This is a genomic window from Burkholderia sp. AU30198, from assembly GCF_020419825.1.
Taxonomy (GTDB): Bacteria; Pseudomonadota; Gammaproteobacteria; order Burkholderiales; family Burkholderiaceae; genus Burkholderia.
The window spans coordinates 147,055-173,213 of the sequence record NZ_JAIZSA010000002.1 but is presented as its reverse complement, the minus strand read 5'-3'; the positions used below and the strand labels follow the sequence as shown (position 1 = coordinate 173,213).

At 66.1% G+C, this 26,159-nt stretch carries 22 protein-coding genes and 1 pseudogene; 13 read left to right on the top strand and 10 right to left on the bottom strand.

Features of this window, described 5'->3' with window-relative positions; translation table 11 throughout:
- The first annotated feature begins 5 nt into the window (after positions 1 to 5).
- The 4 genes from LGN19_RS06305 (at position 6) to LGN19_RS06290 (ending at position 2,338) form a co-directional block, all read left to right on the top strand.
- Positions 6 to 308 (top strand): DUF6708 domain-containing protein, encoded by a 303-nt coding sequence (locus LGN19_RS06305; protein WP_319000633.1) that lies wholly within the window; start codon positions 6 to 8, stop codon positions 306 to 308.
- On the top strand, positions 283 to 1,170 hold the full coding sequence (locus LGN19_RS06300; RefSeq protein ID WP_226213613.1) for a DUF6708 domain-containing protein: 888 nt from the start codon (positions 283 to 285) through the stop codon (positions 1,168 to 1,170). Before LGN19_RS06305 ends, LGN19_RS06300 begins: the two co-directional genes overlap by 26 nt.
- Before the next feature lie 260 nt (positions 1,171 to 1,430).
- Complete coding sequence (locus LGN19_RS06295; RefSeq protein WP_319000632.1) at positions 1,431 to 2,039, top strand: DUF6708 domain-containing protein; 609 nt, start codon at positions 1,431 to 1,433, stop codon at positions 2,037 to 2,039.
- A 41-nt stretch (positions 2,040 to 2,080) separates the two neighbouring features.
- The gene (locus LGN19_RS06290; protein ID WP_226213611.1) at positions 2,081 to 2,338 is read left to right on the top strand and encodes a PAAR domain-containing protein; all 258 of its coding nucleotides are present in this window, start codon (positions 2,081 to 2,083) and stop codon (positions 2,336 to 2,338) included.
- Between the two features lie 119 nt (positions 2,339 to 2,457).
- Here LGN19_RS06290 and LGN19_RS06285 read toward each other — a convergent pair whose 3' ends face one another.
- Positions 2,458 to 3,336, bottom strand: a complete 879-nt coding sequence (locus LGN19_RS06285; protein ID WP_122947539.1) for a MurR/RpiR family transcriptional regulator — start codon at positions 3,334 to 3,336, stop codon at positions 2,458 to 2,460.
- Between the two features lie 363 nt (positions 3,337 to 3,699).
- On the opposite strand from LGN19_RS06285, the gene ggt reads away from it, so the two are divergent.
- Positions 3,700 to 5,451: a gamma-glutamyltransferase gene (gene ggt / locus LGN19_RS06280; protein WP_226213610.1), complete on the top strand. Its 1,752-nt coding sequence runs from the start codon at positions 3,700 to 3,702 to the stop codon at positions 5,449 to 5,451.
- Positions 5,452 to 5,676: 225 nt separating this feature from the next.
- Positions 5,677 to 7,005 (top strand): dicarboxylate/amino acid:cation symporter, encoded by a 1,329-nt coding sequence (locus tag LGN19_RS06275; protein ID WP_122947537.1) that lies wholly within the window; start codon positions 5,677 to 5,679, stop codon positions 7,003 to 7,005.
- Between the two features lie 29 nt (positions 7,006 to 7,034).
- Here the strand turns inward: LGN19_RS06275 and LGN19_RS06270 are convergent, their stop codons facing one another.
- Together LGN19_RS06270 and LGN19_RS06265 are read right to left on the bottom strand one after the other, a co-directional pair.
- Positions 7,035 to 7,433 (bottom strand): DUF3331 domain-containing protein, encoded by a 399-nt coding sequence (locus LGN19_RS06270; RefSeq protein ID WP_122947536.1) that lies wholly within the window; start codon positions 7,431 to 7,433, stop codon positions 7,035 to 7,037.
- 44 nt (positions 7,434 to 7,477) lie between these two features.
- Positions 7,478 to 8,770 carry an NAD(P)/FAD-dependent oxidoreductase gene (locus LGN19_RS06265; protein ID WP_069252032.1) on the bottom strand — a complete coding sequence of 431 codons (1,293 nt, stop codon included), beginning with the start codon at positions 8,768 to 8,770 and terminating at the stop codon, positions 7,478 to 7,480.
- 149 nt (positions 8,771 to 8,919) lie between these two features.
- On the opposite strand from LGN19_RS06265, the gene LGN19_RS06260 reads away from it, so the two are divergent.
- Positions 8,920 to 9,573 carry a TetR/AcrR family transcriptional regulator gene (locus LGN19_RS06260; RefSeq protein ID WP_226213609.1) on the top strand — a complete coding sequence of 218 codons (654 nt, stop codon included), beginning with the start codon at positions 8,920 to 8,922 and terminating at the stop codon, positions 9,571 to 9,573.
- Positions 9,574 to 9,604: 31 nt separating this feature from the next.
- On the opposite strand, the pseudogene LGN19_RS06255 reads toward LGN19_RS06260, so the two are convergent.
- Both LGN19_RS06255 and soxR read right to left on the bottom strand, forming a co-directional pair.
- Positions 9,605 to 9,841: pseudogene (locus LGN19_RS06255) on the bottom strand (LysR family transcriptional regulator); the annotation flags it as partial.
- 129 nt (positions 9,842 to 9,970) lie between these two features.
- Entirely contained in the window at positions 9,971 to 10,450 is a 480-nt protein-coding gene (gene soxR / locus LGN19_RS06250) for a redox-sensitive transcriptional activator SoxR (protein ID WP_175220302.1), read from the bottom strand.
- A gap of 80 nt (positions 10,451 to 10,530) precedes the next feature.
- Here soxR and LGN19_RS06245 point away from each other — a divergent pair, with 80 nt between their 5' ends.
- The 3 genes from LGN19_RS06245 to LGN19_RS06235 are packed head-to-tail and all read left to right on the top strand — an operon-like array spanning position 10,531 to position 16,476.
- Positions 10,531 to 11,769 (top strand): efflux RND transporter periplasmic adaptor subunit, encoded by a 1,239-nt coding sequence (locus LGN19_RS06245; RefSeq protein ID WP_174960552.1) that lies wholly within the window; start codon positions 10,531 to 10,533, stop codon positions 11,767 to 11,769.
- Positions 11,770 to 11,782: 13 nt separating this feature from the next.
- Positions 11,783 to 14,956 carry an efflux RND transporter permease subunit gene (locus tag LGN19_RS06240; protein WP_174960550.1) on the top strand — a complete coding sequence of 1,058 codons (3,174 nt, stop codon included), beginning with the start codon at positions 11,783 to 11,785 and terminating at the stop codon, positions 14,954 to 14,956.
- Complete coding sequence (locus LGN19_RS06235; protein WP_226213608.1) at positions 14,953 to 16,476, top strand: efflux transporter outer membrane subunit; 1,524 nt, start codon at positions 14,953 to 14,955, stop codon at positions 16,474 to 16,476. The genes LGN19_RS06240 and LGN19_RS06235 overlap by 4 nt, the downstream gene beginning before the upstream one ends.
- 56 nt (positions 16,477 to 16,532) lie before the next feature.
- Here the strand turns inward: LGN19_RS06235 and aceE are convergent, their stop codons facing one another.
- Positions 16,533 to 19,271, bottom strand: a complete 2,739-nt coding sequence (aceE, locus tag LGN19_RS06230) for a pyruvate dehydrogenase (acetyl-transferring), homodimeric type (RefSeq protein ID WP_226213607.1) — start codon at positions 19,269 to 19,271, stop codon at positions 16,533 to 16,535.
- Positions 19,272 to 19,444: 173 nt separating this feature from the next.
- Between aceE and LGN19_RS06225 the strand changes: the two genes are divergently transcribed.
- Positions 19,445 to 19,900 carry a MarR family winged helix-turn-helix transcriptional regulator gene (locus tag LGN19_RS06225; RefSeq protein ID WP_226213606.1) on the top strand — a complete coding sequence of 152 codons (456 nt, stop codon included), beginning with the start codon at positions 19,445 to 19,447 and terminating at the stop codon, positions 19,898 to 19,900.
- An 18-nt stretch (positions 19,901 to 19,918) separates the two neighbouring features.
- On the opposite strand, the gene LGN19_RS06220 is transcribed toward LGN19_RS06225, so the two are convergent.
- Complete coding sequence (locus tag LGN19_RS06220; protein ID WP_226213605.1) at positions 19,919 to 21,037, bottom strand: transketolase-like TK C-terminal-containing protein; 1,119 nt, start codon at positions 21,035 to 21,037, stop codon at positions 19,919 to 19,921.
- 104 nt (positions 21,038 to 21,141) lie between these two features.
- Between LGN19_RS06220 and LGN19_RS06215 the strand changes: the two genes are divergently transcribed.
- Positions 21,142 to 21,789, top strand: coding sequence for a glutathione S-transferase family protein (locus LGN19_RS06215; protein ID WP_226213604.1), 648 nt, complete (start codon positions 21,142 to 21,144; stop codon positions 21,787 to 21,789).
- A gap of 202 nt (positions 21,790 to 21,991) precedes the next feature.
- Positions 21,992 to 23,509, top strand: a complete 1,518-nt coding sequence (locus LGN19_RS06210) for a purine-cytosine permease family protein (protein ID WP_226213603.1) — start codon at positions 21,992 to 21,994, stop codon at positions 23,507 to 23,509.
- 190 nt (positions 23,510 to 23,699) lie between these two features.
- On the opposite strand, the gene LGN19_RS06205 is transcribed toward LGN19_RS06210, so the two are convergent.
- The 3 genes from LGN19_RS06205 to LGN19_RS06195 form a co-directional block, all read right to left on the bottom strand.
- Positions 23,700 to 24,455 carry a glucose 1-dehydrogenase gene (locus LGN19_RS06205; RefSeq protein WP_226213602.1) on the bottom strand — a complete coding sequence of 252 codons (756 nt, stop codon included), beginning with the start codon at positions 24,453 to 24,455 and terminating at the stop codon, positions 23,700 to 23,702.
- 28 nt (positions 24,456 to 24,483) lie between these two features.
- Positions 24,484 to 25,020, bottom strand: a complete 537-nt coding sequence (locus LGN19_RS06200; protein ID WP_226213601.1) for a VOC family protein — start codon at positions 25,018 to 25,020, stop codon at positions 24,484 to 24,486.
- A gap of 183 nt (positions 25,021 to 25,203) precedes the next feature.
- Positions 25,204 to 26,097 (bottom strand): LysR family transcriptional regulator, encoded by an 894-nt coding sequence (locus LGN19_RS06195; protein ID WP_122949563.1) that lies wholly within the window; start codon positions 26,095 to 26,097, stop codon positions 25,204 to 25,206.
- Positions 26,098 to 26,159: the final 62 nt, after the last annotated feature.

The window sequence follows — 26,159 nt, the reverse complement described above, 5'->3', positions numbered from 1 at the left end:
ACGTGATGAAGTGGGGCGTAGTGCTGTCGGTAGTCAAACCTGGCACCAACGAGGTGGTCGACCGATTCCAGTTGGGGGCCAAAGGAGACGGCGAAGCGGCATGGGCCTATATTTGTACGTATATGCAAGAGGGCCCGGGTTCGTTGCCTCAATCTGACTATCTGGCGCGCGACTACAACAACGAGCGGACATTTAATATTGCGCGTCTGCTTGCTCCGAAGGTGAAATGGCCTGTCGCAATGGATATCGAATCGCGGACGGCTCCTGCGGATTCGGCTTGTCGTGCATCGACTGCTGGTGGGGCATGACGATGGCGGTCGAACCAAATGCTTTATCGGGCTTGGCTCGTTTCTCTCGGGAGCGACTGTCACGATGACTCGACCGAAGTTGAATCCTCCCACGCGTGGCTGGCAGGCTGATCTGCCGGAACCGAATGCTGTTCCAAACGAGGAGCCGGTGTTGGATGGTTATGTGCCGAACCAACTAAGTGATGTTTATCTGGAGTTGCCTCGATCTTATTTGCGGGTGCAGGGAGTTTTGTTGTGGTTGGGTTTGGGTTCTGCATTGTTTTCTATTTTTGTTTTATTTAATTTAACATTGGTTGATGTTGAGTCTTTCTTGATTTCTGGGGCTTTCTTCGTGGTGTGCATTTGGTCTGTGATGCTAATGCTACGCTTGGATATATCTCCTCCTCGCGATTTGCCATTGCGATTCAATCGCCTACGTCGAAAGATGTACGTATACGAGATCGACGTGGTTTGGTGGAACCCGTTCATCCGTTGGCCGATTCGGGCGATTGCCTATGACTGGGCCGATGTTCGGGCCGAAGCATGGTTACAGCAAGGCGCAATCAATGGTGGCCACGTGATGAAGTGGGGCGTGGTGCTATCAGTTGTCAAACCTGGCACCAACGAAGTGATCGACAGATTCCAACTGGAGGCGAAAAGTGATGCTGAGGCAGCGTGGGCCTATATCTGTACCTACATGCAAGAATGCCCGAACTCGCTACCGCCGCCAGATTATCCGTCGCGCGACAGTGAGGACGAACACAGATTGAACATAGCGTACATGCTGGCCCCAAAGGTGAAATGGCCTGCCGAGATGGATATCGAATCGCGGACGGCCCCGGCAGATTCGACCGGTCGTGCATCGATTGCTGGCGAGGCATGACGATGGCAGTCGAACCAAATGCATTATCGAACATGGTTTGTTTCTCTCGAGATTGACTGTCACGATGATTCGACCGAAATTGAATCCTCCCACGCGTGGCTGGCAGGCGGATTTGCCCGCGCCGAACGCTTCTCCGAACGACGAGCCGAGTCTGGATGACTGCACGCCAAATCATCTTGATGATGTGTATTTGGAACTACCTCGATCCTATATGAAAATCAGAGGCTTGTTTTTTTTGGGTGAATATATTTTTTGCGCCAATGCTGTTTGATTCATTTTTTGGAATCAGTGGTTTGTGGGGAAGGGGAGCGATATTTTTCGTGGTGATCTTGACGGCTTTGATTTGTATTTGGGTAGTGCTATTCACTCTTCGCTCAGATATCTCTCCCCCGCGGGATCTTCCACTACGGTTCAATCGCTTGCGCCGAAGGATGTACGCGTACGAAATCGATGCGGTGTGGTGGAACCCGTTCATCCGCTGGCCGGTCCGGGCGGTTGCCTACGATTGGGACGATGTTCGAGCCGAAGCTTGGCTGCAACAAGGCGCAATCAATGGTGGCCACGTAATGAAGTGGGGCGTGGTGCTGTCGGTAGTCAAACCCGGCACCAACGAGGTGATCGACCGATTCCAGTTGAGGGCCAAAGGAGACGGTGAAGCAACCTGGGCCTATATCTGTACGTACATGCAAGAAGGTCCGGGTGCGCTGCCATCACCTGACTACCAGCCGCGTGACAACGACGACGAGCGCACATTGAACATAGCGTACCTGCTGGCCCCAAAAGTGAAATGGCCTACGGAAATGGACATCGAATCACGAACGGCCCCTGCAGAATCAACATGCCACGAATTGGCAACCGACGCTAACTGAAGTCAACAACACAGCCTCAAACATCATTCAACGGAGCTACGATGAGAGCAATAGTTTTGGTTGGCCATCGGCACATGTGCCCGGAGCACGGCGAGGGTGTTGTCGTGAGCGGTTCGACGGGGATGATCATCAACGGCCGGGCTGCGGCGGGCGTAGGCGACTTGATTAGTTGTGGCGCGGTGATTACCAGCGGCGCGTCGTCTTTCGATTTGGGCGACCGACAAGCTGCCCGAGTGGGTGACCGAACGAGTCACGGTGGCGTGTTGATCGAAGGGGATGACAGCTTTTGTGTGGAGTGAGTGCACCGACTTCGTCACTCGACATGCCGTGAAGGATTGCCGCTTGTTAGGCGGAGCGACCAATCTTTCTTCTGCTTGGTGAGGCGGCCTACCCGTGTCGGCCCCAGCTTAACCACCCCTCACTCCGGCAAATCCCGCTGACTGATATCCGGCTCGTTTCCCCCCGAATTGAGATGCTCGATCTTCTCCATCCGCTGCCGCGCCAGTTCCGGCAGCTGGTTCGTCACGCCGATCACGAGCGCCTCAGCGAGCGCGAGCGCCGGCACGTTGGTCTGTAGCATCGCGAACGGCTGCCCCCGGATGCGTAGCACGATCTCCGCGAACTCGCCGATAGGCGAGTGCCATTCGTCCGTGATCAGCAGCACGCGCGTGCCGAGCCGATGCGCGGCCTGCGCAAACCGAATACTGTCCCGTTGATAGCGGCGAAAATCGAAGATGACGAGCACGTCGCCGGGTCCCATGTCCGCCAGCGAGACCGACGCGAGATTCACATTCGGTTCGATATACTGAACATGTGGCCGCGCGTAGGCGAGCGTGAACGAAAACAGAGACGCGAGCGGCGCCGTGTAACGCCCGCCGCCGCAAAAGACACGCACATCCGGATCGGCCAGCAGCGCCACGGCCGCGTCGAATGCGGCCGCATCGAGCCCGTCGATCGTGGTCGCGAGCGACTCGGACAGCCGCTGGAAAATCGCCGCATGGCTGTCGCGCATGCCCATTTCCGAGTGGAATGCATCCATGCGCGCGAGCGGCGAATTCATCGCGGTGTCGATCTCGCCATACAGCGCCTGCTGGAACGACGAGTAGTTGGGAAACCCGATCCGGACGACGAAGCGGAACACGGTCGGGTCGCTGACTTCCGCCTGCTTCGCAAACTGGGCGATGGGCCCGAGCCCGAGACTGGGATAACGATCCAGCAACGCCTGCGCGACCTTCTGTTCCGACGGCGTGAAGCTATCCATCTGGGATAACAGCAACGCCCTGATGCTCGTCCCCATCGGGCACTCCAGCTTTCTGATCTGAATGACAAACGGCAGACGGGTGTCTGCCGGCGACTTCATGCATGTTAGCCGATCGACGTACGGCAGGCCGCCTGCGGCTCGAAATTAGAGGGACGCATCATTCGATCGCCGGATGCGTCTGTCTATGTAATAAAACAAACATACATCGAAAAGCCTCCCCGGGAACAACTGCCTTATATTCAGTGATTACCCTAGGTTTTAGCGCAAAAAAGCGAGTGCTATGATCGCGGCCTCGCCGGAATGTATTGTTTATTACATGCCGGATTGGCAGCGCCGGCACGCGATGACGCGGCGGCGCATCCCGGCCTGGCCCGGTTTATTTGTCTGGAGGATTCCGTCATGAGGCGGCTCGTAGTACTCACCCTGTTGTCGGCCATGAGCGTGTGCGCGTTCGCCGCTTCGGACCCCGCGGTTGAAGCGAAGAACGGCATGGTCGTGTCCTCGCAGCATTTCGCGTCGCAAATCGGCGTCGACATCCTGAAGGAAGGCGGCAACGCGGTGGACGCCGCGGTGGCGGTCGGTTACGCGCAAGCGGTGACCAATCCGTGCTGCGGCAACATCGGCGGCGGCGGCTTCATGACCGTGCACCTGGCCGACGGCCGCGACCGCTTCATCAATTTCCGCGAGACGGCGCCGGCCGCGGCATCGGCGAACATGTATCTCGACGCGAAGGGCAACGTCATTCAGGACGACAGCCTGTACGGCTATCGCGCGGTCGGCGTGCCGGGCACGGTCGCCGGCCTCGATCTCGCGCAGCGCAAGTACGGCAAGCTGACGCGCAAGCAGGTGATGGCGCCGGCGATCCGGCTCGCGCGCAACGGCTTCGTGCTGACGCGCGCCGATACGGACATCCTCGACACGACGATCGACCGCTTCAAGACGGACCCGGATGCGGCCCGCATCTTCCTGCGGCCGGACGGCACGCCGCTGCAACCGGGCGATCGCCTGGTGCAGAAGGACCTGGCCCGCACGCTGGAGCGCATCGCGGAGCAGGGGCCCGACGCGTTCTATCACGGCGAGATCCCGAAGATCGTCGAGGCCGCGGCCAAGAAGGGCGGCGGCCTGATCACGGCGGCCGATTTCGCGTCGTACCGCGCGCAGGACATCGCGCCGCTGACGTGCACGTATCGCGGCTACGAGTTCGTGTCGGCTCCGCCGCCGAGCTCGGGCGGCGTGACGATGTGCGAGACGCTGAACATCCTCGAAGGGTACGACATGCGCAAGCTTGGCTACCATTCGGCCGCGGCGGTCCACTACATGACCGAAGCGATGCGCCACGCATATGAAGACCGCAACACGCTGCTCGGCGATCCGAACTTCATCGACAACCCGGTCGCAAAGCTGACGAGCAAGGACTATGCGGCGCAAATCCGCAAGAGCATCCATGCCGATACGGCAACGCCGTCGGTCGACGTGCAGCCGGGCGTCGGCGTGCACGAGAAGCCGGAGACGACGCATTACTCGATCATCGATCATGACGGCAACGCGGTATCGACGACCTACACGGTCAACGGCCGCTTCGGTGCCGTGGTCATCGCGCCGGGCACGGGCTTCTTCCTGAACGACGAGATGGACGACTTCACCGTGAAGGTCGGCGCGCAGAACCTGTTCGGTCTCGTGCAGGGCACGCGCAACTCGATCGCACCGGGCAAGCGTCCGCTGTCGTCGATGGCGCCGACCATCGTGAAGAAGGACGGCAAGGTGTTCATGGTGGTCGGTTCGCCGGGCGGCTCGCGCATCATCACGATCACGCTGCAGACGGTGCTGAACGTAATCGACTACGGGATGACGCCGCAGGACGCGGTCACCGCGCCGCGCATCCACCACCAGTGGCTGCCCGACGAGGTCTATTACGAAACCTACGGCCTGTCGCCCGACACGCTCGCGATCCTGCGCAACATGGGCTACAAGATGGTCGAGCAGACGCCGTGGGGCGCCGCCGAGCTGATCATGGTCGGCCTGCCGGGTACCGAAGCGGCGAGCCGCCAGAGTTCCGGGAACGATTCGTCCGTGTCCGGCAACGTGCGGGTCGGCTTCATCTACGGCTACAACGACCCGCGTCGTCCGGCCGGTTCGGCGATCGGTTACTGACCTGATCTGATTGCATCATGCTGAATCGCTGCCGCCGGCGTTCGCCTCTGCGCGAATGCCGTTGCGGCGGCAGCACGTCAGTTCGCGGAGATCCGCGAGCCTGACCGGCGCCGGCGCCCGTGCCTGACACACCGGGCACGACCGGCTTGCCACGCGCGCCCCCTGGCACGGCACGGGATGCGCGCCTTTCATCCGTCAACTTCTTCCCGTGCATCGAATTCCGTTATGAACAAACGAATGTCCGCGGCAGGCTGGATCCTGCTCGCGATGGCAGCCGGCATCCTGCTCGGCTACATGATCTATACGCAAATGCCGGACAAGCAGGCCGCGACGGAGATCGCCGGCTACATCTCGCTGGTGTCCGACGTGTTCCTGCGGCTGATCAAGATGGTGATCGGGCCGCTGGTGTTCTCGACGCTGGTCGTCGGCATCGCGCACATGGGCGACGCGTCGTCGGTGGGCCGCGTGTTCGTGAAGGCGCTCGGCTGGTTCATCACCGCGTCGCTGATCTCGCTGCTGCTCGGGCTGCTGATGGCGAACCTGCTGCGCCCCGGCGAAAACCTCGGGCTGCCGCTGCCGGATATCGGCGCGTCCGCGCATCTCGCGACGTCCAAGTTCACGCTGAAGGATTTCGTCGGCCACATGGTGCCGAAGTCGATCGCCGAGGCGATGGCGAACAACGAGATCCTGCAGATCGTCGTGTTCTCGATGTTCTTCGGCGTCGCGCTCGCGTCGCTCGGCGAACGCGCCAGGATCCTCGTCGCGGCGATCGACCAGCTCGCGCACGTGATGCTGAAGATCACCGGCTACGTGATGAAGCTTGCGCCGCTCGCGGTGCTGGCGGCGATGGCGTCGACCGTCGCGATCAACGGCCTGTCGATCCTGCTGAAGTTCGCGGTGTTCATGGGCGACTTCTACCTGAGCCTGTTCCTGCTGTGGGGCACGCTCGTCGCCGCCGGGCTGCTGTTCCTCGGCCGCCGTGTGTTCAAGCTGCTGGTGCTGATCAAGGAAGCGTTCATGCTGTCGTTCGCGACCGCGAGCTCGGAAGCCGCCTATCCGAAGATCCTCGATGCGCTCGACCGTTTCGGCGTGCGCCGCAAGATCTCGAGCTTCGTGATGCCGATGGGCTATTCGTTCAACCTCGACGGCTCGATGATGTACTGCACGTTCGCGTCGCTGTTCATCGCGCAGGCATACGGCATTCACCTGTCGCTCGGCACGCAGGTCACGATGCTGCTGATCCTGATGCTGACGTCGAAAGGCATGGCCGGCGTGCCGCGCGCGTCGCTCGTCGTGATCGCCGCGACGCTGCACCAGTTCAACATCCCGGAAGCGGGGCTGCTGCTGATTCTGGGCGTCGATACGTTCCTCGACATGGGCCGTTCGGCCACGAACGCGGTGGGCAACTCGATCGCCAGCGCGGTGGTCGCGAAATGGGAAGGCGAGCTGATGCCGGAAGCGGAAGCCGAAGCGAATGCGGCGCGGCTGGATGCGGAAGCCGAAGCACGCATGAACGAGGCGGTTCGCGATACGGATCGCGTCACCACTGCCTGAACCGGGATCCCGGGTCGAATCCCGGGCTTTCAGGCCGCCTCGGCGGGGCGGGCCGCGTCGATGCACGCGGCCAGCACCATCGCGGCGGCGTTGCCCGGCGTCGAGCCGAGCAATTGCGGCGCAAAGACGCTGTCGCCGATCTCGATCGGCTGCCCCGACAGCGCGCACACGCCGCGCTTGCGCGTGGTGAACAGCCGCCACTTCTGATAACCGTAGTGCCCGGTGCACGCGTCGCGCCATGAAATCATCACGGTGTCGGCCGTGGGTCGCTCGAGCACGCTGATGGACGGCTTGCTCGTCGCGTCCCATGACGGCAGCCGGTCGCGCGTGACGCTGCGTCGCCGCGGCAGGCCCCACGAGACGGACGGCATATCGAAGCTGCTGATCGCGGCGACGGTCACGAGCCAGGGCGCTAAACGGTTGTTCATGTCAGTTTTCCTCGAAACGTTACGCGACACCGCCACGCGCGGTATCACGAGAGCCGGATGCGCGGCTGCACGCAGCCGTTGATCCGTTCGGCGATCCACAGCAGGGTCGCCTTGGAGAAGCCGTGCAGCGCCTGCTGGTGCCGCCGGTAGAGCATCAGGTGGCTGAACTGCGCGAAACGCCCCTGGATGAAGCCGCCGCGAAAGAACCCGAACTGCCCGAGCGTGCCGAACGCGTCGTAGTCGCTGATCGACACGAGCGCGCCGAAATCGTGGAACGCGAACGGCGGAATCGGCGTGCCGTCGAGCCATGCGGGCAGGTGCTTCGCGAGATGCTCGGCCTGCTGCGTCGCGACTTGCGCGGTGGGCGGCAGCGGCCGTTCCTGGCCGTCGGGCAGCAGGCTCGCGCAGTCGCCGATCGCGAACACGTGTTCGTCGCCCGTGGCCTGCAGCGTCGGCCCGACGACGATCTGGTTCGCGCGATTCGTGTCGAGCCCGTCGAGCGCCTGCATGAAATCGGGCGCCTTCACGCCGGCTGCCCACACCATCAGGTCCGCTTCTGCAAACGAACCGTCGCCGTAGTGAAAGCCGTTTGCGTCGGCCGACGTGACGCGGGTGGACGTCAGCACATGAAAGCCGATCTGTTCGAGCCGCCGCTGCGCGGACGCGGAAATCCGCGGTGGAAACGCAGCGAGGATGCGCGGGCCGCTTTCGAGCAGCGTGAGTTGCAGCCGCTCGCGCACCGTCGCGTCGCCATAGGCCTGCGCGACTTCCAGCAAGCGGCTCAGCTCCGCCGCGAGTTCCACGCCGGTCGCGCCCGCGCCGACGATCGCGACGCGGAACGGCTCGTCGCGCGCGATGCTGCGAAATACGCGCACCCGCAACGCTTCGTTGAAGGTCTCGGCCTGCTTCTGGCTGTCGATGAAATAGCAGTGCTCGCGCACGCCCGGCACGCCGAAATCGTTGGCCTGGCTGCCGAGCGCGAGGATCAGGACGTCATATTCGAGTTCGCGTGCCTCGAGCACGAGTTCGCCGTCCTGCGAGCGAATCTCGCCGAGCTGCACGCGGCGGCGCGCGCGATCGAGCCCCGTCAGTTCGCCGGGCTGGTACGAGTAGCCGTGATCACGTGCATGGGCGAGGAAGATCACCTGCTGCTGCTGCACGTCGCGCGTACCGGCCGCGATCGTGTGCAACATCGGCTTCCAGATATGGGTCGGGCTGCGGTCGACGACGGTGACCTGCGCGCGCCCGGACCGGCCGAGGCGCTCGCCCAGGCGGGTGGCGAGCTGCAGTCCGGCGATCCCGCCGCCGACGATCACGATGCGTGTAGGGGTTGTCATGTATAAATCATCACGTGATGAATAAGGTATGATCCTAGCGCTTCCCGGCTTCGCGTGTCAACGGAGCAGGGCAGGTCACCCGGTTTTCGGCGCCGTTAAAGCGGGGCCTGAACAGGGGTATTCGAATCATTCAAGGAGAGCAGGAGAACGTGGCTGAAGTCACTGAGCGCGCGCCGGCCAAGCGGCGTATGCGAGGGCGGCCGCTGGCCGGGGCGTCGGTGGGGCCGGACGTGATACTGCGGGCCGCGCGTCGCACGTTCGCGAAGCGTGGTTACGACGCAACGAGCGTGCGCGAGGTCGCGCGCGAGCTGGGGGTCGATGCGGCACTGATCGCGCACCATTTCGGGACGAAGGAAACGTTGTGGCTGGCGGTCGTCGAGCAGATCGCCGAGCTGGCCGAGCCGATGTTCGACGCGCTGCGCGCGTTGCGCACGTCGCCGCTGCCGCAGCGCGACCGCGTGCGGCGCGCGATCGAGCTGTGCGTCGACCATGAGTTCGACGAGCCCGACATGGGCATGTTCTTCTCGACGGCGGCGACCGAAGTGGGCGGGCGGCTCGACCGGCTGCAGGAGCGGATCGTGCGCCCGTATTACGACGTGATGTTCCCGCTGCTGTCGGATGCGGTGGAGGCCGGCGTGATCCGCCCGGTCGAGCCGACGGTGCTGTTCTTCATGATCGCGAGCGCGATCGGCACGACGGTGTCGTATAGCCACATGATGCTGGAGTACACGTCGCTGCCCACCCGGCAGGATGCATTTCGGCAGGCCGTGGTCGACGTCGCGTTCAACGTCGTCGGCGGCTGAGCGCCGCGCGCGCTGCGCGCAGTCACATCACTCATACCCGCCCCGGTTCGCGCTCCGCGCTTCGCGCGGTCTCGCGCAGCGCATCGACGCGCGGCGATGGCGTCCGGTACGCGATCGCCGGCTCGTACGCGAGCGGGCTGCCCGCATCCTTCAATTCGCAGAACGTCATGCCTTGCGGTTGCATCGGCACGAACATGCGCGGCATCCGCGCGACGCCGATGCCGCCCGCGACGTGCCCGGCCATCGTCCGCATCTGGCGCGGTCGCGTGCCTCGCCGGGCCGCGTGCATCGTTCGTCACCGGCGCGACGATCGCGGTGAACGGCGGCTGGCGCGCCGGGTGACGCAAGCGACCCGGGCGACCGGGCGCGGCATCGGGCGCCGCGCCCGGCCCATCGGTCATTCGAGGTCCGTGGGCGGCGGGTCGCCGAGCCAGCGCCGCGCGCCGGGCCCGTTGCGGCCCGCGCGGTCCTCCGGGTTCGTCAGCTTGCAGCGTTTCAGCGACAGGCAGCCGCAGCCGATGCATTCGTCGAGACTGATGTAGAGCCGCTGCAATTCCTCGATCCGGCTCGCGACGCGCTGCTTCCAGCCGCGCGACAGCCGCTGCCAGTCCTTGTTGCTCGGCGCAGCGTCCTCGGGCAGGCTGACCAGCTGCTCGGCGATTTCGTCGAGCGTATAGCCGATCTTCTGCGCGAACACGATGAACGCGATCAGCCGCAGCACCGCGCGCGAATAGTGGCGATGGCTCGAGCCGTTACGGTGCGACTTGATGAGCCCGCGCGTCTCGTAGAACCGCAGTGTCGACGCCGGCACGCCGCTGCGCGCGGCTACTTCGCGAATCGACATCAGCGGCCATTGCGGGACTTCCTGGATACCCATGTTGCCTCTCCGGGAAAACTTGACTTGAAGTTAACTTCAACTTTTATGCTACGCGGCAGTTTAACCCGTCGCGAGGCATCATGCTCTCCTTATCCCTACGCAGGACGTCGCCTTTGAGCGCGGCCTGTGCACTGCTGCTGGCGTTGTCGGGCTGTCACGACGGCAAAGGCACGTCGTCGGCCCAATCCCTTCCCGAAGTCGGCGTCGCCACCATCGCGCCGCGCACGATCCGCCTCGCGGACGAATTCAACGGACGCGTCGAAGCGGTCGACGCAGTCGAACTGCGGCCGCGCGTGAGCGGCTATCTGCAACGCGTCGCCTACAAGGAAGGCGACCTGGTCGCGCAGGGCGCGCTGCTGTTCGAGATCGACCCGCGCCCTTACCGGATCGCACTCGATCGCGCGAATGCGCAGCTGCAGCGGGCCCGCGCGGCCGCGAGCCTCGCGAACGTACAGCTCAAGCGCGTGCAGACGCTGATCGATGCGCATGCGACGTCGCAGGAAGAACTCGACAACGCGCGTGCCACGGCCGAGCAGGCGCGCGCGGACCTGCAGGCGGCCGACGCGGCCGTCGCCGACGCGAAGCTCAATCTCGGTTTCACCGAAGTGCGGGCGCCGATCGCGGGCCGCGTCGGCCGCGCGGTCGCCACCGTCGGCAACCTGGCGCGCGCGGACGACACGCTGCTGACGACCGTCGTGTCGCAGAACCCCGTCTACGTGTATTTCGACTGCGACGAACAGAGCTACCTGCGCTACAACGCACGGCGTGCCGACCCGAAGCATCGCGCGATCGGCGCCGATCCGGTGCGCGTGGGCCTCGCGAACGAGACGGGCTTCCCGCATGCAGGCACCGTCGATTTCCTCGACAACCGGCTCGACCCGCAAACGGGCACGATCCGTGCGCGCGTGCGGCTGCCGAATGCGGACCATACGTTTACGCCGGGCTTGTACGCGCGCGTGCAGCTCGTCAGCGGCCGCGACCAGGATGCGCTGCTCGTCGACGACAAGGCCGTGCTCACCGACCAGGACCGCAAGTACGTGTATGTGATCGGGCCCGGCGACAAGGCGTTGCGCCGTGACGTGACGATCGGCCGCGGGCTGGACGGCGAGCGGATCATCGAGAAGGGGATCCAGGCGGGCGACCGCGTGGTCGTCGACGGCATGCAGCGGATCTATTACCCCGGCGCGCAGGTGAAGCCGAAGGCACTGCCTGCGCGCGCCGACGCGGGTGCCGGCAACGGCGCGGGCAGTGGCGCGGGCAACGGGCCGGGCAACGGCACGCAGGCCATCGCCGATGCCGGCGCGCCGGCCGCGCAGTGACGGGAGACACGCCATGGATTTCTCCCGATTCTTCATCGACCGGCCGATCTTCGCGGTCGTGCTGTCGATCGTCATCTTCGCGATCGGCCTGATCTCGATTCCGATGCTGCCGGCCGGCGAGTACCCGGAAGTCGTGCCGCCGAGCGTCGTCGTGCGGGCGACGTACCCGGGCGCGAACCCGAAGGAAATCGCCGAATCGGTCGCCGAACCGCTGGAAGAGGCGATCAACGGCGTCGAAGGCATCATGTACATGAAGTCGGTCGCAGGTTCCGACGGCAGCCTGCAGGTCGTCGTCACGTTCCTGCAGGGCGTCGATCCCGACACGGCCGCCGTGCGCGTGCAGAACCGCGTGAGCCAGGCGCTGTCGCGCCTGCCCGACGAGGTGCGTCAATACGGCGTGACCACGCAGAAGCAGTCGCCGACGCCGCTGATGTACGTGAGCCTCTATTCGCCGGACAACAGCCGCGATTCGCTGTATCTGCGCAACTACCTGACGCTCCACGTGAAGGACGAGCTGTCGCGGCTCACCGGTGTCGGCGACGTCGGCTTGTCCGGTGCCGGTGACTATGCGATGCGGTTGTGGCTCGACCCGAACCGGCTCGCGTCGCGCGGGCTGACCGCGAGCGACGTGATTGCCGCCGTGCGCGAGCAGAACGTGCAGGTGTCGGCCGGCCAGCTCGGCGCGGAGCCGACGCCTAAGAAAAACGACTTCCTGCTGTCGATCAACGTGCGCGGCCGGCTGCGCACGGCGCAGGAGTTCGGCGACATCGTGCTGCGCACCGGCGACGACGGCCAGGTCGTGAAGCTGTCGGACGTCGCGCGTGTCGAACTTGGCGCGGGCGACTACACGCTGCGCTCGTACTTCAACGACAAGCAATCGGCCGTGGTCGGCATCTTCCTGTCGCCGGGCGCGAACGCGCTCGAGGTTGCGAAGGCCGTGTATGCGAAGTTCGACGAACTGTCGAAGCGCTTCCCGCCCGGCGTCGCGTTCCGTCCCGTGTGGGATCCGACGGTGTTCGTGCGCGAATCGATCCGCGCGGTGCAGCACACGCTGATCGAGGCCGTCGTGCTGGTCGTGCTCGTCGTGATCCTGTTCCTGCAGACGTGGCGCGCGTCGATCATTCCGCTCGTCGCGGTGCCCGTGTCGGTGGTCGGCACGTTCGCGTGGCTCTATCTGCTCGGCTATTCGATCAACACGCTGACGCTGTTCGGGCTCGTGCTTGCGATCGGGATCGTCGTCGACGATGCGATCGTGGTCGTCGAGAACGTCGAGCGCAACATCGCGCAGGGCCTGAGCCCGCGCGACGCCGCTCACCAGGCGATGCGCGAGGTGTCGGGGCCGATCGTCGCGATCGCGCTCGTGCTGTGCGCGGTGTTCGTGCCGATGGCCTTCATGTCCGGCGTCACGGGCCAGTTCTACCGGCAGTTCGCGGTGACGATCGCGATTTCGACGGTGATCTCGGCGATCAACTCGCTGACGCTGTCGCCCGCGCTCGCCGCGAAGCTGCTGCGCCCGCACGGCGCGCCGAAGGATGCGCTCACGCGCGGGCTCGACCGTGCGTTCGGCTGGCTGTTCCATCCGTTCAACCGCTTCTTCGATCGCAGTTCCGATCGCTATCACGGCTTCGTGTCGCGTACGCTGAAGCGGCGCGGGGTGGTGTTCGCGGTCTATGCGGCGCTGCTCGCGGCGACCACGCTGCTGCTCAACGCGGTGCCGGGCGGCTTCATCCCCGTGCAGGACAAGCTGTACCTGTTCGCGGGCGCGAAGCTGCCGGAAGGCGCGTCGCTCGCGCGCACCAGCGAGGTGACCGAGCAGATGACGAAGATCGCGCTCGGCACCGACGGTGTCGAGATGGTGCCGGCGTTTGCCGGGCTGAATGCGCTGCAGGGCGTGAACACGCCGAACATCACGAACTCGTACGTGATCCTGAAGCCGTTCGACCAGCGCCACCGCAGCGCCGCGCAGATCAACGCGGACCTGAACGCACGTTTCGCGGCGATCGGCGGCGGCATTACCTACGCGCTGATGCCGCCGCCGATCCAGGGCCTCGGCAACGGCTCGGGGTATTCGCTGTACCTGGAGGATCGCGGCGGGCTCGGCTACGGCGCATTGCAGAACGCGCTCACCGCGTTCCAGTCCGCGGTCGCGAAGACGCCGGGGATGAGCTACCCCGTCAGCTCGTACCAGGCGAACATCCCGCAGCTCGAGGTGAAAGTCGACCGCTTGAAGGCGAAGGCGCAGGGCGTCGCGCTGACTGACCTGTTCAGCACACTTCAGGTCTATCTCGGCTCGATGTACGTGAACGACTTCAACCTGTTCGGCCGCGTGTACCGCGTGATGGCGCAGGCGGATGCCGGCCACCGGCAGACGGCCGCCGACATCGCGAACTTGCGCACGCGCAATTCGAAGGGCGAGATGGTGCCGATCGGCTCGATGGTGACGGTGGCGCCCGCGTACGGACCCGACCCGGTGGTGCGCTACAACGGTTATCCGGCCGCGAACCTGATCGGTGACGCCGATCCGAAGGTGATGTCGTCGTCGCAGGCGATCGAGAAGCTGCAGCAGATCGCGAAGGACGTGCTGCCGCCGGGCATCACGCTCGAATGGACCGACCTCAGCTACCAGCAGGTCACGCAAAGCAACGCGGCGATCGTCGTGTTCCCGCTCGCGGTGATGCTCGTGTTCCTCGTGCTCGCATCGTTGTACGAGAGCTGGACGCTGCCGCTCGCGGTGATCCTGATCGTACCGGTGTGCATCTGCGCGGCGCTGTTCGGCGTTTGGCTGTCCGGTGGCGACAACAACGTGTTCGTGCAGGTCGGTCTCGTCGTGCTGATGGGATTGGCGTGCAAGAACGCGATCCTGATCGTCGAGTTCGCACGCGAGCTCGAAATCCAGGGCAAGGGCGTGATCGAGTCTGCGCTCGAAGCGTGCAAGCTGCGGCTGCGCCCGATCGTGATGACGTCGGTTGCGTTCATCGCGGGCTCGGTGCCGCTGCTGATCGGCGGCGGCGCGGGCAGCGAAGTGCGGGCGGCCACCGGCATCACCGTGTTCGCGGGGATGCTGGGCGTCACGCTGTTCGGGCTGTTCCTCACGCCCGTGTTCTATGTGGCGATCCGCAAGCTCGCGGGCGGCACACCGGCCGTGTGGAGCGAACACCACGGCACCCTCGAAGGAGAAAACCGATGAGCGCCGCTTTCCGTCTTTCCGCGCTCGCGATGTCGGTGACGCTCGCCGCGTGCGCGGTCGGCCCCGATTTCAAGCGGCCCGACACGGCCACCACCGCGCGGTTCGCGCGCGACGCGCATCCGGCGTCGCCGCGCGATACGTCGCCGTCCGATACGACGGCGAATACGCCGCCCGACGCGTCGGCCGACGCCGATGCCGCGTTCTGGCGTGGCTTCGGCGATCCGACGCTGACGCAGCTGATCGACGCGGCGCTCGCGGCGAACCAGGATCTGCAGGTCGCCGTGTCGCGCTACGACGCATCGAATGCGCTGCTGTCGCAGGCCACGTTCGACCGCTACCCGACGATTACCGCGAGCGGGCAGATCGGTCATCAGCTGATGAGCAAGGACCAGGCGTTCGGCGCGCCGCGCAGCCAGCGCGATACGCCGACCTCCAGCGTCGGGATCAATGCGGCGTGGGAACTCGACCTGTTCGGCCGCGTACGCCGTTCGATCGAATCGCAGCGTGCCGAAACGGCTGCCAGCGCGGCGGACGTGCGCGCGGTGCGCGTCGCGATCGCCGGCGAGGTGGCGAGCACGTACGTCGATCTGCGCGGCTCGCAGGAGCGGCTGCGGATCGCGCGCGAGAACGCCGACAACCAGAAGCAGACGCTCGCGCTGATCAATGCGCGCGTCGGCGCGGGGAGAGGGTCCGAACTCGATGCGGCGCGGGCGCGCGCGCAGTACGAATCGACGACGTCGCGGATCGCCGTGTACGAAGCGGCGATCGGCGTCGACGAGCACCGGCTCGCGGTGCTGACCGGGCAGACGCCGGACGCGCTGATCGGCCGCTTCGATCTTCCGAAGGCAGCCGCGTCGGCGGGCACGCCGGTGCCGCTGCCGGCGCTGGCCGCCGACATCGATCCCGGCACGCCGGGCGACCTGCTGCGGCGGCGGCCCGACGTTGCGGCCGCCGAGGCGCGGCTGCACGCGGCAACCGCGCGCGTCGGCGTCGCGACGGCCGACCTGTTCCCGCGCTTCACGCTGTCGGGCCTGCTCGGCAGCGCGACGAGCAGCTACGGGTTCTTCCGCTCGGGCAGCGACACGAACCTGATCGCACTCGGCATCGACTGGTCGTTCCTCGACGTCGGCCGCGTCCGTGCGCGGATCGCCGCGAGCGATGCGGAAGCGGCCGGGCAGCTCGCGCAGTACCGGCAGACCGTGCTCGGGGCGCTGGAGGAAACGGAGAACGCGCTGCTGCGCGCCGCCCGCACGCGTGACGAGACGGACCATCTCGTGCGGGCCGCGACCGACAGCGCGCGCGCTGCGCAACTGGCGCAGGCGCGGTTCTCGGCGGGGGCGATCGACTACTACGAAGTGCTCGACGCGCAACGCACGCTGCTGCAGGCGCAGGATGCGGCGGCCGACGGGCGGATGCGCAGTGCGACGTCGACGGTGGCGCTGTACAAGGCGCTGGCGGGCGGCTGGCCGTCGGGAACGGGGCAGGGCCCGCAAGGCCCGCTCGCGCAGTCGGGGCAGTAGCGCGGGCCGGGTGGCGCGGCAGGCCGGCCTGATCCTGCCTGCCGCGCGCCGCATGACTACACGCTGGCCGGATCGACCTTGTCGATGTCGATGCCGTAGCGCCGGATCGCTTCGCCTACCTGGGCACGCGATATCGCGCCGTCGTCGGCGAGTGCCTTCAGCGCCGCGATCACGATGAAGTGCCGGTCGACCTCGAAGAACGTGCGCAGCGCGTCGCGCGTATCCGAGCGGCCGAAGCCGTCGGTGCCGAGCGACACGAAGCGCCGGCCGTCGACGAACCCGCGAATCTGGTCGCCGACGATCTTCATGTAGTCGGTCGCGACGACCACCGGCCCGGTGCGGCCGTCGAGGCATTGCTGCACGTACGGCACGCGCGGCGCCTGCTCGGGATGCAGCAGGTTCCAGCGTTCCGCGGCAAGCCCGTCGCGGCGCAGCTCGTTCAGGCTCGTCGCGCTCCACACGTCGCTCGTCACACCGAAGTCCTGCGCGAGCAGGTCGCTCGCGGCGAGCACTTCGCGCAGGATCGCGCCGCTGCCCATCAATTGCACATGCGGCACATGCGGCACATGCGGCACATGCGGCACATGCGGCACATGCGGCACATGCGGCGCATCGGCCGCCCGCGACGGGCCTTCTCGCAGCAGGTAGAGACCCTTGAGAATGCCGGCCTCCGCGCCGTCCGGCAGTGCCGGATGCGGGTAATTCTCGTTGAGCAGCGTGATGTAGTAGTAGACGTCCTCCTGTTCCGCGAACATCCGCCGCAGGCCGTCGCGCACGATCACCGCGAGTTCGTACGCATAGGTCGGGTCGTACGACACGCAGTTCGGAATCACCGACGACAGCACGTGGCTGTGCCCGTCGTCGTGCTGCAGTCCTTCGCCCATCAGCGTCGTGCGGCCCGACGTCGCGCCGAGCAGGAAGCCGCGCGTACGCGCGTCGCCGGCCGCCCACGCGAGATCGCCGACACGCTGCAGCCCGAACATCGAATAGAAGATGTAGAACGGGATGGTCGGCAGGCCGTGGTTGCTGTACGCGGTGCCGGCTGCGATCCACGACGCGATCGCGCCCGATTCATTGATGCCTTCCTGCAGGATCTGCCCGTCCTTCGCTTCCTTGTAGTAGCTGAGCTGGCCCGCGTCCTGCGGCGTGTAGAGCTGGCCGAGATGCGAGTGGATGCCGATCTGACGGAACAGGCCTTCCATCCCGAACGTGCGCGACTCGTCCGGCACGATCGGCACGACGAGCTTGCCGAGTGCTGGATCCTTCAGCAGCGTGCCGAGGATGCGCACGAACGCCATCGTCGTCGACAGCCCGCGCTCGCCGCTGTCCTTGAGCTGACCGTCGAACGCGGCGAGCGGCGGCACCGGCAGCGGCGCCACAGTGCCGAAGCGGGCCGGCACGTGGCCGCCGAGCGCGGCACGGCGCTCCGCAAAGTAGCGTGCCTCGGCGCTGCCCGGTTCGGGTTTCAGGTAAGGCAGGTCGTCGAGTTGCGCGTCGCTGACCGGCAGCGCGAAGCGGTCGCGGAACGCGCGCACGGCGTCCGCGCTCATCTTCTTCAACTGGTGGTTCACGTTCTGGCCTTCGCCGGCTTCGCCCATCCCGAAGCCCTTGACCGTCTTCGCGAGCACGACGGTCGGCCGTCCTTCCGCGCGCATCGCCTGCGCATAGGCCGCATGCACCTTTTCCGGGTCGTGGCCGCCGCGCGCCAGTTTCCAGATGTCGTCGTCGGACAGATCGGCGACGAGTTCGAGCAGTTCGGGATACTTGCCGAAGAAATGCTCGCGCACGTACGCGCCGCTCTGCGATTTGAAGGTCTGGTAGTCGCCGTCGACGCATTCCATCATGCGCTGGCGCAGCAGGCCCGTCGTGTCGCGTTCGAGCAGGCGATCCCAGCCGGCGCCCCAGATCACCTTGACGACGTTCCAGCCCGCCGCGCGGAACGTGCCTTCGAGTTCCTGGATGACCTTGCCGTTGCCGCGTACCGGCCCGTCAAGGCGTTGCAGGTTGCAGTTGACGACGAAGATCAGGTTGTCGAGCCGTTCGCGCCCGGCGAGCGAGATCGCGGCGAGCGATTCGGGCTGGTCCATTTCGCCGTCGCCGAGAAAGGCCCAGACCTTGCGGCCCTGATGCGCTTTCAACCCGCGATACTCGAGGTAGCGCATGAAGCGCGCCTGATACGCGGCCGTGAGCGGCCCGAGCCCCATCGACACGGTAGGGAATTGCCAGAAATCCGGCATCAGCCGCGGATGCGGATACGACGACAGCCCGTCGCGTCCCGCTTCGCGGCCGGTCTCGCGGCGGAAGTTGTCGAGTTGCGCGTCCGTGATGCGGCCTTCCAGGTACGCACGGCCGTAGATGCCCGGCGCCGAATGGCCCTGGATGTAGACCATGTCGCCGTCGAAGGTGTCGGTGCGGCCGCGGAAGAAGTGATCGAAGCCGACGTCGTACAGCACCGCGGCCGACTGGTAGGTCGCGATGTGCCCGCCGACGTTCGAATGCCGGCCCGCGCGCAGCACCATCACCATCGCGTTCCAGCGGATCATCGCGTTCAGGCGCCGTTCGAGCGCGAGATCGCCCGGATAGGCCGGCTGCCGTTCGCGCGGCACCGTATTCACGTACGCGGTCGTCACGCGGCCGTGCAGGTCGCCGTGGCGAGCCGCGTCGAGGTCGGAAAGCTGGTCGAGCAGGTAGTGTGCGCGCGGACGGCCTTCGAGCGCGATCACGGATTCGAGTGCATCGAGCCATTCACGGGTTTCCTGCGGGTCGATGTCGGGTAGCGCGAGAGATGCGGTCATGCAGTGTCTCCAGAAGCATAAGGCTGCGCGGGGCGACGGTCGTGGCGCCGCGACGCGCGACGGAACGCCCGCCGATCGGCGGGCAGATAGTTGCAATTGCAATCGTATGAGGGCAATTGTTATCGAGGTAAAATTTAATTGCAACTGCAATTCAACGAGAGGAACGACCTGACATGAGCGCACCCGAACCCGATCTGTGGTTCTCGTTCGTCCGCGCGCACCGGACGATGATTCGCGAGATCGAGCGCCGCCTCGCGGCGGCCGGCCTGCCGGCCTATGCGTGGTACGACGCGTTGTGGGGGCTCGAAAGCGGGCCCGACGGCACGCGCCGCATGCATGAACTCGCCGACGTGCTCGCGATCGAGCGCTACAACCTCACGCGGCTCGTCGACCGGCTCGAACAGGAAGGGCTCGTCACGCGCGCCCGTTCGGCGGACGACGGCCGCGCCGCGTACGCGAGCATCACCGACAAGGGGCGGACGCTACGCAAGAAGATGTGGAAGGTGTACCAGTCGACGGTCGCGGAGCTCTTTCTCGACCAGTTCGGCGGCAAGGAGCAGGCTGCGATCGCCGCCGCGCTCGACCGTGCGACCGCCGCGGCGCGCGACGCGGCGGCCGACGCGAAGTAGCGGCGGCGGGCCCGCGCGTCAGTCGCTTGCATGGCGGCGCATTGCCTGCGCGGCCCAGTCGGCCGGCACGCGGCCGTCGTCGGCCAGCAGGCGTAGCGCGACTGCGGCGATCCAGCGCGCATCCGGCGCGCGCATGCCGGGGCCCGGGCCGGCCAGATCCGCGCCGAGTGCCGTAAAGCGGGCCGGTACGAACGCGCCGATCTGCGCGGCGACGTGCCCCGCATAGCCCGTCACCGCCAGCACCGGTATGCGGCTGTCGCCGAGGCATCGGCGCACATGCGCGATGTGCGGTTCGTCGTGCGGGTGCAGCAGGTTCCACCGATCGGCCGCGCGACCGTCGCGGGCGAGTCGCGTGTAGCTCGGGCAGCTCCAGATCGTCGAATCGACGTGCCATTCGTTGTGCAGCAGATCGGCCGCCTCCATCACCTGCGCGAGCGTGCTGCCCGCGCCGCACAGCCGGATCTGCGCGGCCGCGCCGGCTGCCGCGCGCCGGCCGGCCCGCACCATGCCGCTGAACGCATCGCGGGCCGCCGTGGCCGATAGCGGCTTCGCACCGGGCACCGGGTCGTCGTGGCTCGCGAGGTAGCAGAATCCCGGCTGGCCGGCGACATAGAACGTGCGCAGCGCGTGGCGCAGGATCGCGATCGCCTCATGCCCCGAAGCCGGATCGTACGGCGTGCACGCGGGGTTCGCGGCCAGCCAGTGCGGGACGTCGGGCGTCACGCCTTTCGGCCAGGACGACGCGACCGTTTCGGCATCGTTTACGAAGATCCCGCGATCGACGGTTTCGACCGACGCCAGCCGCAGCCGGTCGGTCGCGCGCGCATGCAGCAGGTACAGCAGCGGCCGCTCGAACCGTTTGCGCGCATCGAGAAACCGCAGCGGCCATGCACTGATACGGCGCTGCGCCCCTGCGTCTGCAACCGGCTCCCGCGCATCGGCGCGCACGATCCAGACGCGTTCCGAGGTCGCCGCATCGCGTTCGAGGCAATCGGCGGCCGCGCGCATCGCGCCGAGCGGCGATACCGCGCGGCCACGCGGCGCGAGTCGCTGCGTGATCAGCCTGTCGAGGCAGGCCGCCGCGGCGCGGTGGGTGTCGGGTGTCCGCACGGGCGGACCGGGTCGCGCAGTCTGCATGTCCCTCCTTCGAGTACTGGCATGTCGCCGGGCTATCGGTTCCGGCGTAGGATTGCAATTGCAACGATTGTAGTTGCAACTATAACCGGAAGACAAGGACCGACATGATCTCGACGCACCCCCTCACGTTCTATACGGCCGACACGCCGAACGGGCACAAGGTTGCCATTTACCTGGAAGAGGCCGGGCTCGCGCACGACCGCGTGCATGTGAACCTGTCTGCCGGCGAGCAGCGCAGCCCGGCGTATCTCGCGATCAACCCGAACGGCAAGATCCCGGCCATCGTCGACCACGACATCGGGCTGACCGTGTTCGAATCCGGCGCGATCCTGAGCTATCTCGCCGCGAAGACGGGCTTTCTGCATCCGGACACGCTGGCCGAGCGCACGGCCGTCCAGCAATGGCTGCACTTCCAGATCGGCGGGATCGGGCCGATGCTCGGCCAGCTCTGGTGGTTCCTGCATGCATCGAAGACGGTCAATGCGGAAGCGCTCGAGCGCTACCGGAACGAGGTGCGGCGTCTCTATGGGGTCGTGAACGGCCGCCTGGCGGAATCGGCGTATCTCGCGTCTTCGCGCTACTCGATCGCCGACATCGCCGCGTTCCCGTGGTTGCGCTCGGCGGCCACGCTCGGTATCGATCTGGTCGGCTACCCGCACGTCGAGCGCTGGCTTGCCGGCATCGATGCGCGGCAGGCCGTTCAGCGCGGCCTGGTCGCATGCCGAGCGCCGGCGGTGGAGGGCGCGCACTGACGTCGCATCGCCCGCGTCATACGGATGGCGCGGGTGCCGGCCGCTGGCCGGCCGGGAAACATTGCTCTCCTTCGTCGTAAACGTCTCGAATGCGTGATATTTGCGCCGCGCGATCCGGTTTAGAGTGGCCGCGAATCGATGACGATGTGTCGTATCGCCGCAGTCCCGGGCCGTACAGATGCACCAGAGGAGTGGGAGACAAATGAGTGAAGGCAGGATTACGCAGGTCGAGTCGTTCGGTTTCGAGCGCATTCCCGATGTATCGCGCTATGCACGGCCGATCGATCTGTTCAGGTTGCTGTTCGGCGGCTGCAATACGTTTTCAACATCAGTGCTCGGCAGTTTTCCCGTGCTGGTCGGGCTGTCGTTCAAGGCAGGAGTCTGCGCGATCGTGCTCGGCGTGCTTGCCGGCACCTGCATCCTCGCGCCGATGAGCCTGTTCGGCCCGCGCAACGGTACGAGCGACCCCGTGTCGTCCGGCGCGCATTTCGGCATCCACGGCCGGATCGTCGGCTCGTTCCTCGCACTGCTCACGTCGATCGCGTTTTTCTCGCTTGCGGTGTGGAGCTCGGGCGATGCGCTCGTCGGCGGTGCGCACAACATGGTCGGCGTGCCGGTCAACGGCTTCACGCTCGGCGCGGCGTACATGGTGTTCGCGGTGCTCGTGCTGATCGTCTGCATCTACGGTTTCCGTTTCATGCTGTGGGTCAACAAGATCGCCGTGTGGGCCGCGAGCGTGCTGTTCGTCGCGGGCCTGTTCGCGTTCGCCGGTCTGTTCGACATGAACTACGCCGGCACGGTGCAGCAGGGCAGCGCGGGCTTCTGGGCCGCGTTCGTCGGCGCAGTGCTGGTGGCGCTGAGCAACCCGGTGTCGTTTGCGTCGACGCTCGGCGACTGGGCGCGCTACATCCCGCAGCGCACACCGAAGCATCGCGTGATGGGCGCCGTGTTCGCCGCGCAGATCGCGACCTTCGTGCCGTTCTTCTTCGGCCTCGCGACCGCGACGATCATCGCGACGAAGGCGCCCGCGTTCATCGCATCGAACGACTACGTCGGCGGGCTGCTCGCGATCTCGCCGCGCTGGTTCCTGTTGCCGATGTGCCTGATTGCGATCATCGGCGGGATGTCGACCGGCACGACCGCGCTGTACGGCACCGGCCTCGATGTATCGAGCATGTTCCCGCGCCTGCTGAACCGCGTGCGTGCGACGCTGCTGATCGGCACGATCGCGATCGCGTTCATCTTCGTCGGCCGCTTCTGGTTCAACCTCGTCGAAAGCGTCGCGACGTTCTCGACGCTGATCGATACGTTCAGTTGCCCGTGGATGGCGATCATGGTGATCGGCTATGTAACGCGGCGCGGCTACTATCTCGCCGATGACCTGCAGGTGTTCAACCGCGGGCTGCGCGGTGGCCATTACTGGTTCACGCACGGCTGGAACGTGCGCGCGATGGGCGCGTGGCTGCCGGCGGCGTTCGTCGGGCTGTCGTTCGTGAACCTGCCGGGCCAGTTCGTCGGGCCGCTCGGCAACCTCGCGGGCGGGCTCGACCTGAGCGTGCCGGTGTCGCTGGTGATGGGTGGGATGCTGTATTTCGTGCTGCTGACGCTGTACCCGGAACCGGACGGCGTGTACGGCCCGCACGGGCGACGCTTCGTGCGCGGCGGCAGGCAGGCGGCGCGCGGTAGCGGCGCGCCGGCGATCCAGCCGAAGGGCTTCTGAGCGGCGCGTGCTGGGTTGCTCCGCACATGACGATGCCGCGGCGCGGGAGAGCCGCGGCATCGTCGTTTCCGGGTGCGTGATTGCCTGAACGGGAAGGCCGTACTTTCCACTCGGTGGCCCGCAAACGAAAGCGAAAGCGAAAATGAAAACGCCCGCCGGATTGGCGGGCGTGCGTCGATCTGGATGCGTGTCAGTGGAACGCGCTGCCTGCGAGCATCCCGCCGTCGACGATGAATTCCGATCCCGTGCAGTACGCGGATTCGTCGGACGCGAGGAACAGCACGAGGTTCGCCACTTCGTCGGGCTTGCCGATGCGCGCGATCGGCAGGCCGCTGTAGATCGACGACGGATCGAAATCCGCGAACTCGGGCGGGCGCGCCATCACCGTATCGATACCGCCCGGGTGCACCGAGTTCACGCGAACGCCGTAGCGGCCGAATTCGAGCGCGGCGGCCTTGGTCATCCCGCGCACCGCGAACTTGCTGGACACGTATGCGCTGCCGCCCGCGACGCCTTCCATCCCGGCCGTCGACGACACGTTGACGATCGAGCCGCCCCCTGCCGCCTTCAGCGCGCCAAGCGCCGACTTCATGCCGAGCCAGCAGCCGACCTGGTTCACGTCGATCACCCTGCGATAGTCGTCGAGCGAACACGCTTCGATCGGCACGAGCTTCAGGATCGCCGCGTTGTTCACGAGGATGTCGAGCCGGCCGAACTGCGCGAGCGTTGCATCGACGGCGGCCTGCCAGTCGGCTTCGCTCGTCACGTCGAGATGCTGGAAACGTGCGGCGTCGCCGAGTTCGGCCGCGACGCGCCGGCCGGCGTCGTCCAGCACGTCGGCGATCACCACGCGTGCGCCTTCGGCGACGAACCGGCGCGCTTCCGCTTCGCCCTGGCCGCGGGCACCGCCCGTAATCAGCGCCACCTTGCCTTCGAGTCGTTTCATGCTGCTTGCTCCAGTGAGTGAGAGGGGCTTACGCGGAGGTGCCCGCCGCGTCGATGATGCGAACCGGATCGGTGCCGTCCCAGGTGCGGGCTTCGGCGATGCCGTGCGCGATCATGTCGCGCATGCCGGCGCCTTCGATCACTTCGATGCGCACGCCGGGATCGTCGGTGTCGTCGAGATACGCGACGCGCGTGGCCGGGTTGCGTGCTTCGAACACGACACGCAGGCCACGGGATGTGAGCCGCGCGAGCGCGGCATCGAGATCGTCGACGACCCACGCGACGTGATGCAGCCCGACGAGCGGCTGCCCATGCGCATCGCGGTACGGCGACGCCGTGTCGTTCGTCACGTGAATCAGTTCGATCTGCAGATCGCCGCGATACGCGAGCCCGACGTCCATCGTGACCGTCACCGGTGCGCCGAGATGATGGCCGTCGAGACGCACGTTGCGGAACACGGTCCACGGGCCGGCGTCGTGGCGTTCGCGCCAGCGCGCGATGCTGCGGTCAAGATCGGCGACCACGTAGCCGATCTGGTCGATGGTGCCGAGGACAGGGTCGTTCATGGCGTCTCCGTGGCGGACGCGCGTGTGCGTGCCGCGCGATGAATGACGGCCATGATCGCAACAAAGCGCGCGTGGCGTGCCGTCCAAACGGACTAGCCGAGCGCGGCGGTCATGCGGTAGCACTCATGGAGCGCCGCGCGCCGTGGTGGCACCGGCACGGGCGAAAGCAGAAGGGGGCGAACGTCAGCGCGTGGCGAGCACCTCGCGCACGCAGTCGACGAACTGCGTGGCGGCCGGCGTCAGCGAGCTGCCGCGGCGCTGGATCGCGCACATCTGCAGCTGGGGCATCGGGTCGTCGAGTGCCACGCGCCGGATCCCCATCCGCTGGAACACCTCGTTTGCGAGGGGCTCGACGAAGAAGCCGACGTGATCCAGTTGCGCAACGAGCGCGAGCGCGGTCGAGATCGAATCGCCGTGCACGATGCGCGCGGGTACCGGCAGCCCGAACGATCCGAACAGCCACTGGGTTGCCGACATCGGATCGTTGCCGTCGCCGGGCAGCACCCATTCGGAATCGAGAAACTCGCGCACGGTGCGCCGGTTGCGCAGCGGATGCTTGTTGCGCACGCCGAGTACGAGTTGCACGGGGGCAAGGGGCTCGCTGACGAATTCGTCAGCGAGCGACTGCGGATTGACATGCATGATCGCGACGTCGGTCTGTGCGTCGCGCAATCGCGCCAGCGTGCCGGGGAGGCCCGATTCGGTCACGTGGACCGTCACGCCGGGGCGCCGCTCACGCAGCAACCGGTACGCCGGTACGAACACCGTCTGCGCGAACGACGTGCTGATCGCAACGCGAACGTGACCGAAGTTGCCGTCGCGCAGCTGGACGATTTCGTCACGGGCGCGCTGCATGTCGTCGAGCAGCAGACGCGCACGCGGCAGCATTGCGGCGCCGTACTCGGTGAGCGCGATGCCCTTGACGCTGCGCTCGACGAGCGGTGCGCCGACCTCACGCTCCAGTTCGCGGATGATCTTCGTGACGGCCGGCGCCGATACGCCGAGCTGGCGGGCCGCGCCACGGATGCTCATCTGAGTGGCCACGGCCACGAACGCATGCAACTGGTTTGGCTTCACGGAGCACTCCAGGGGGTGTAAACCAAATGGCAACGAGTGTAATGGATTGTTGTCTTTTCGGG

What these genes read in the sequence shown, in the direction of transcription:
- LGN19_RS06240 (WP_174960550.1), top strand. Translation starts at nt 11,783, where the DNA reads ATGGATTTCTCCCGATTCTTCATCGACCGGCCGATCTTCGCGGTCGTG.
- LGN19_RS06215 (WP_226213604.1), top strand. Translation starts at nt 21,142, where the DNA reads ATGATCTCGACGCACCCCCTCACGTTCTATACGGCCGACACGCCGAAC.
- LGN19_RS06290 (WP_226213611.1), top strand. Translation starts at nt 2,081, where the DNA reads ATGAGAGCAATAGTTTTGGTTGGCCATCGGCACATGTGCCCGGAGCAC.
- LGN19_RS06200 (WP_226213601.1), bottom strand. Translation starts at nt 25,020, where the DNA reads ATGAACGACCCTGTCCTCGGCACCATCGACCAGATCGGCTACGTGGTC.
- LGN19_RS06275 (WP_122947537.1), top strand. Translation starts at nt 5,677, where the DNA reads ATGAACAAACGAATGTCCGCGGCAGGCTGGATCCTGCTCGCGATGGCA.
- LGN19_RS06305 (WP_319000633.1), top strand. Translation starts at nt 6, where the DNA reads ATGAAGTGGGGCGTAGTGCTGTCGGTAGTCAAACCTGGCACCAACGAG.
- LGN19_RS06270 (WP_122947536.1), bottom strand. Translation starts at nt 7,433, where the DNA reads ATGAACAACCGTTTAGCGCCCTGGCTCGTGACCGTCGCCGCGATCAGC.
- LGN19_RS06235 (WP_226213608.1), top strand. Translation starts at nt 14,953, where the DNA reads ATGAGCGCCGCTTTCCGTCTTTCCGCGCTCGCGATGTCGGTGACGCTC.
- LGN19_RS06265 (WP_069252032.1), bottom strand. Translation starts at nt 8,770, where the DNA reads ATGACAACCCCTACACGCATCGTGATCGTCGGCGGCGGGATCGCCGGA.
- aceE (WP_226213607.1), bottom strand. Translation starts at nt 19,271, where the DNA reads ATGACCGCATCTCTCGCGCTACCCGACATCGACCCGCAGGAAACCCGT.
- LGN19_RS06220 (WP_226213605.1), bottom strand. Translation starts at nt 21,037, where the DNA reads ATGCAGACTGCGCGACCCGGTCCGCCCGTGCGGACACCCGACACCCAC.
- LGN19_RS06295 (WP_319000632.1), top strand. Translation starts at nt 1,431, where the DNA reads ATGCTGTTTGATTCATTTTTTGGAATCAGTGGTTTGTGGGGAAGGGGA.
- LGN19_RS06205 (WP_226213602.1), bottom strand. Translation starts at nt 24,455, where the DNA reads ATGAAACGACTCGAAGGCAAGGTGGCGCTGATTACGGGCGGTGCCCGC.
- soxR (WP_175220302.1), bottom strand. Translation starts at nt 10,450, where the DNA reads ATGGGTATCCAGGAAGTCCCGCAATGGCCGCTGATGTCGATTCGCGAA.
- ggt (WP_226213610.1), top strand. Translation starts at nt 3,700, where the DNA reads ATGAGGCGGCTCGTAGTACTCACCCTGTTGTCGGCCATGAGCGTGTGC.
- LGN19_RS06245 (WP_174960552.1), top strand. Translation starts at nt 10,531, where the DNA reads ATGCTCTCCTTATCCCTACGCAGGACGTCGCCTTTGAGCGCGGCCTGT.
- LGN19_RS06210 (WP_226213603.1), top strand. Translation starts at nt 21,992, where the DNA reads ATGAGTGAAGGCAGGATTACGCAGGTCGAGTCGTTCGGTTTCGAGCGC.
- LGN19_RS06225 (WP_226213606.1), top strand. Translation starts at nt 19,445, where the DNA reads ATGAGCGCACCCGAACCCGATCTGTGGTTCTCGTTCGTCCGCGCGCAC.
- LGN19_RS06285 (WP_122947539.1), bottom strand. Translation starts at nt 3,336, where the DNA reads ATGGGGACGAGCATCAGGGCGTTGCTGTTATCCCAGATGGATAGCTTC.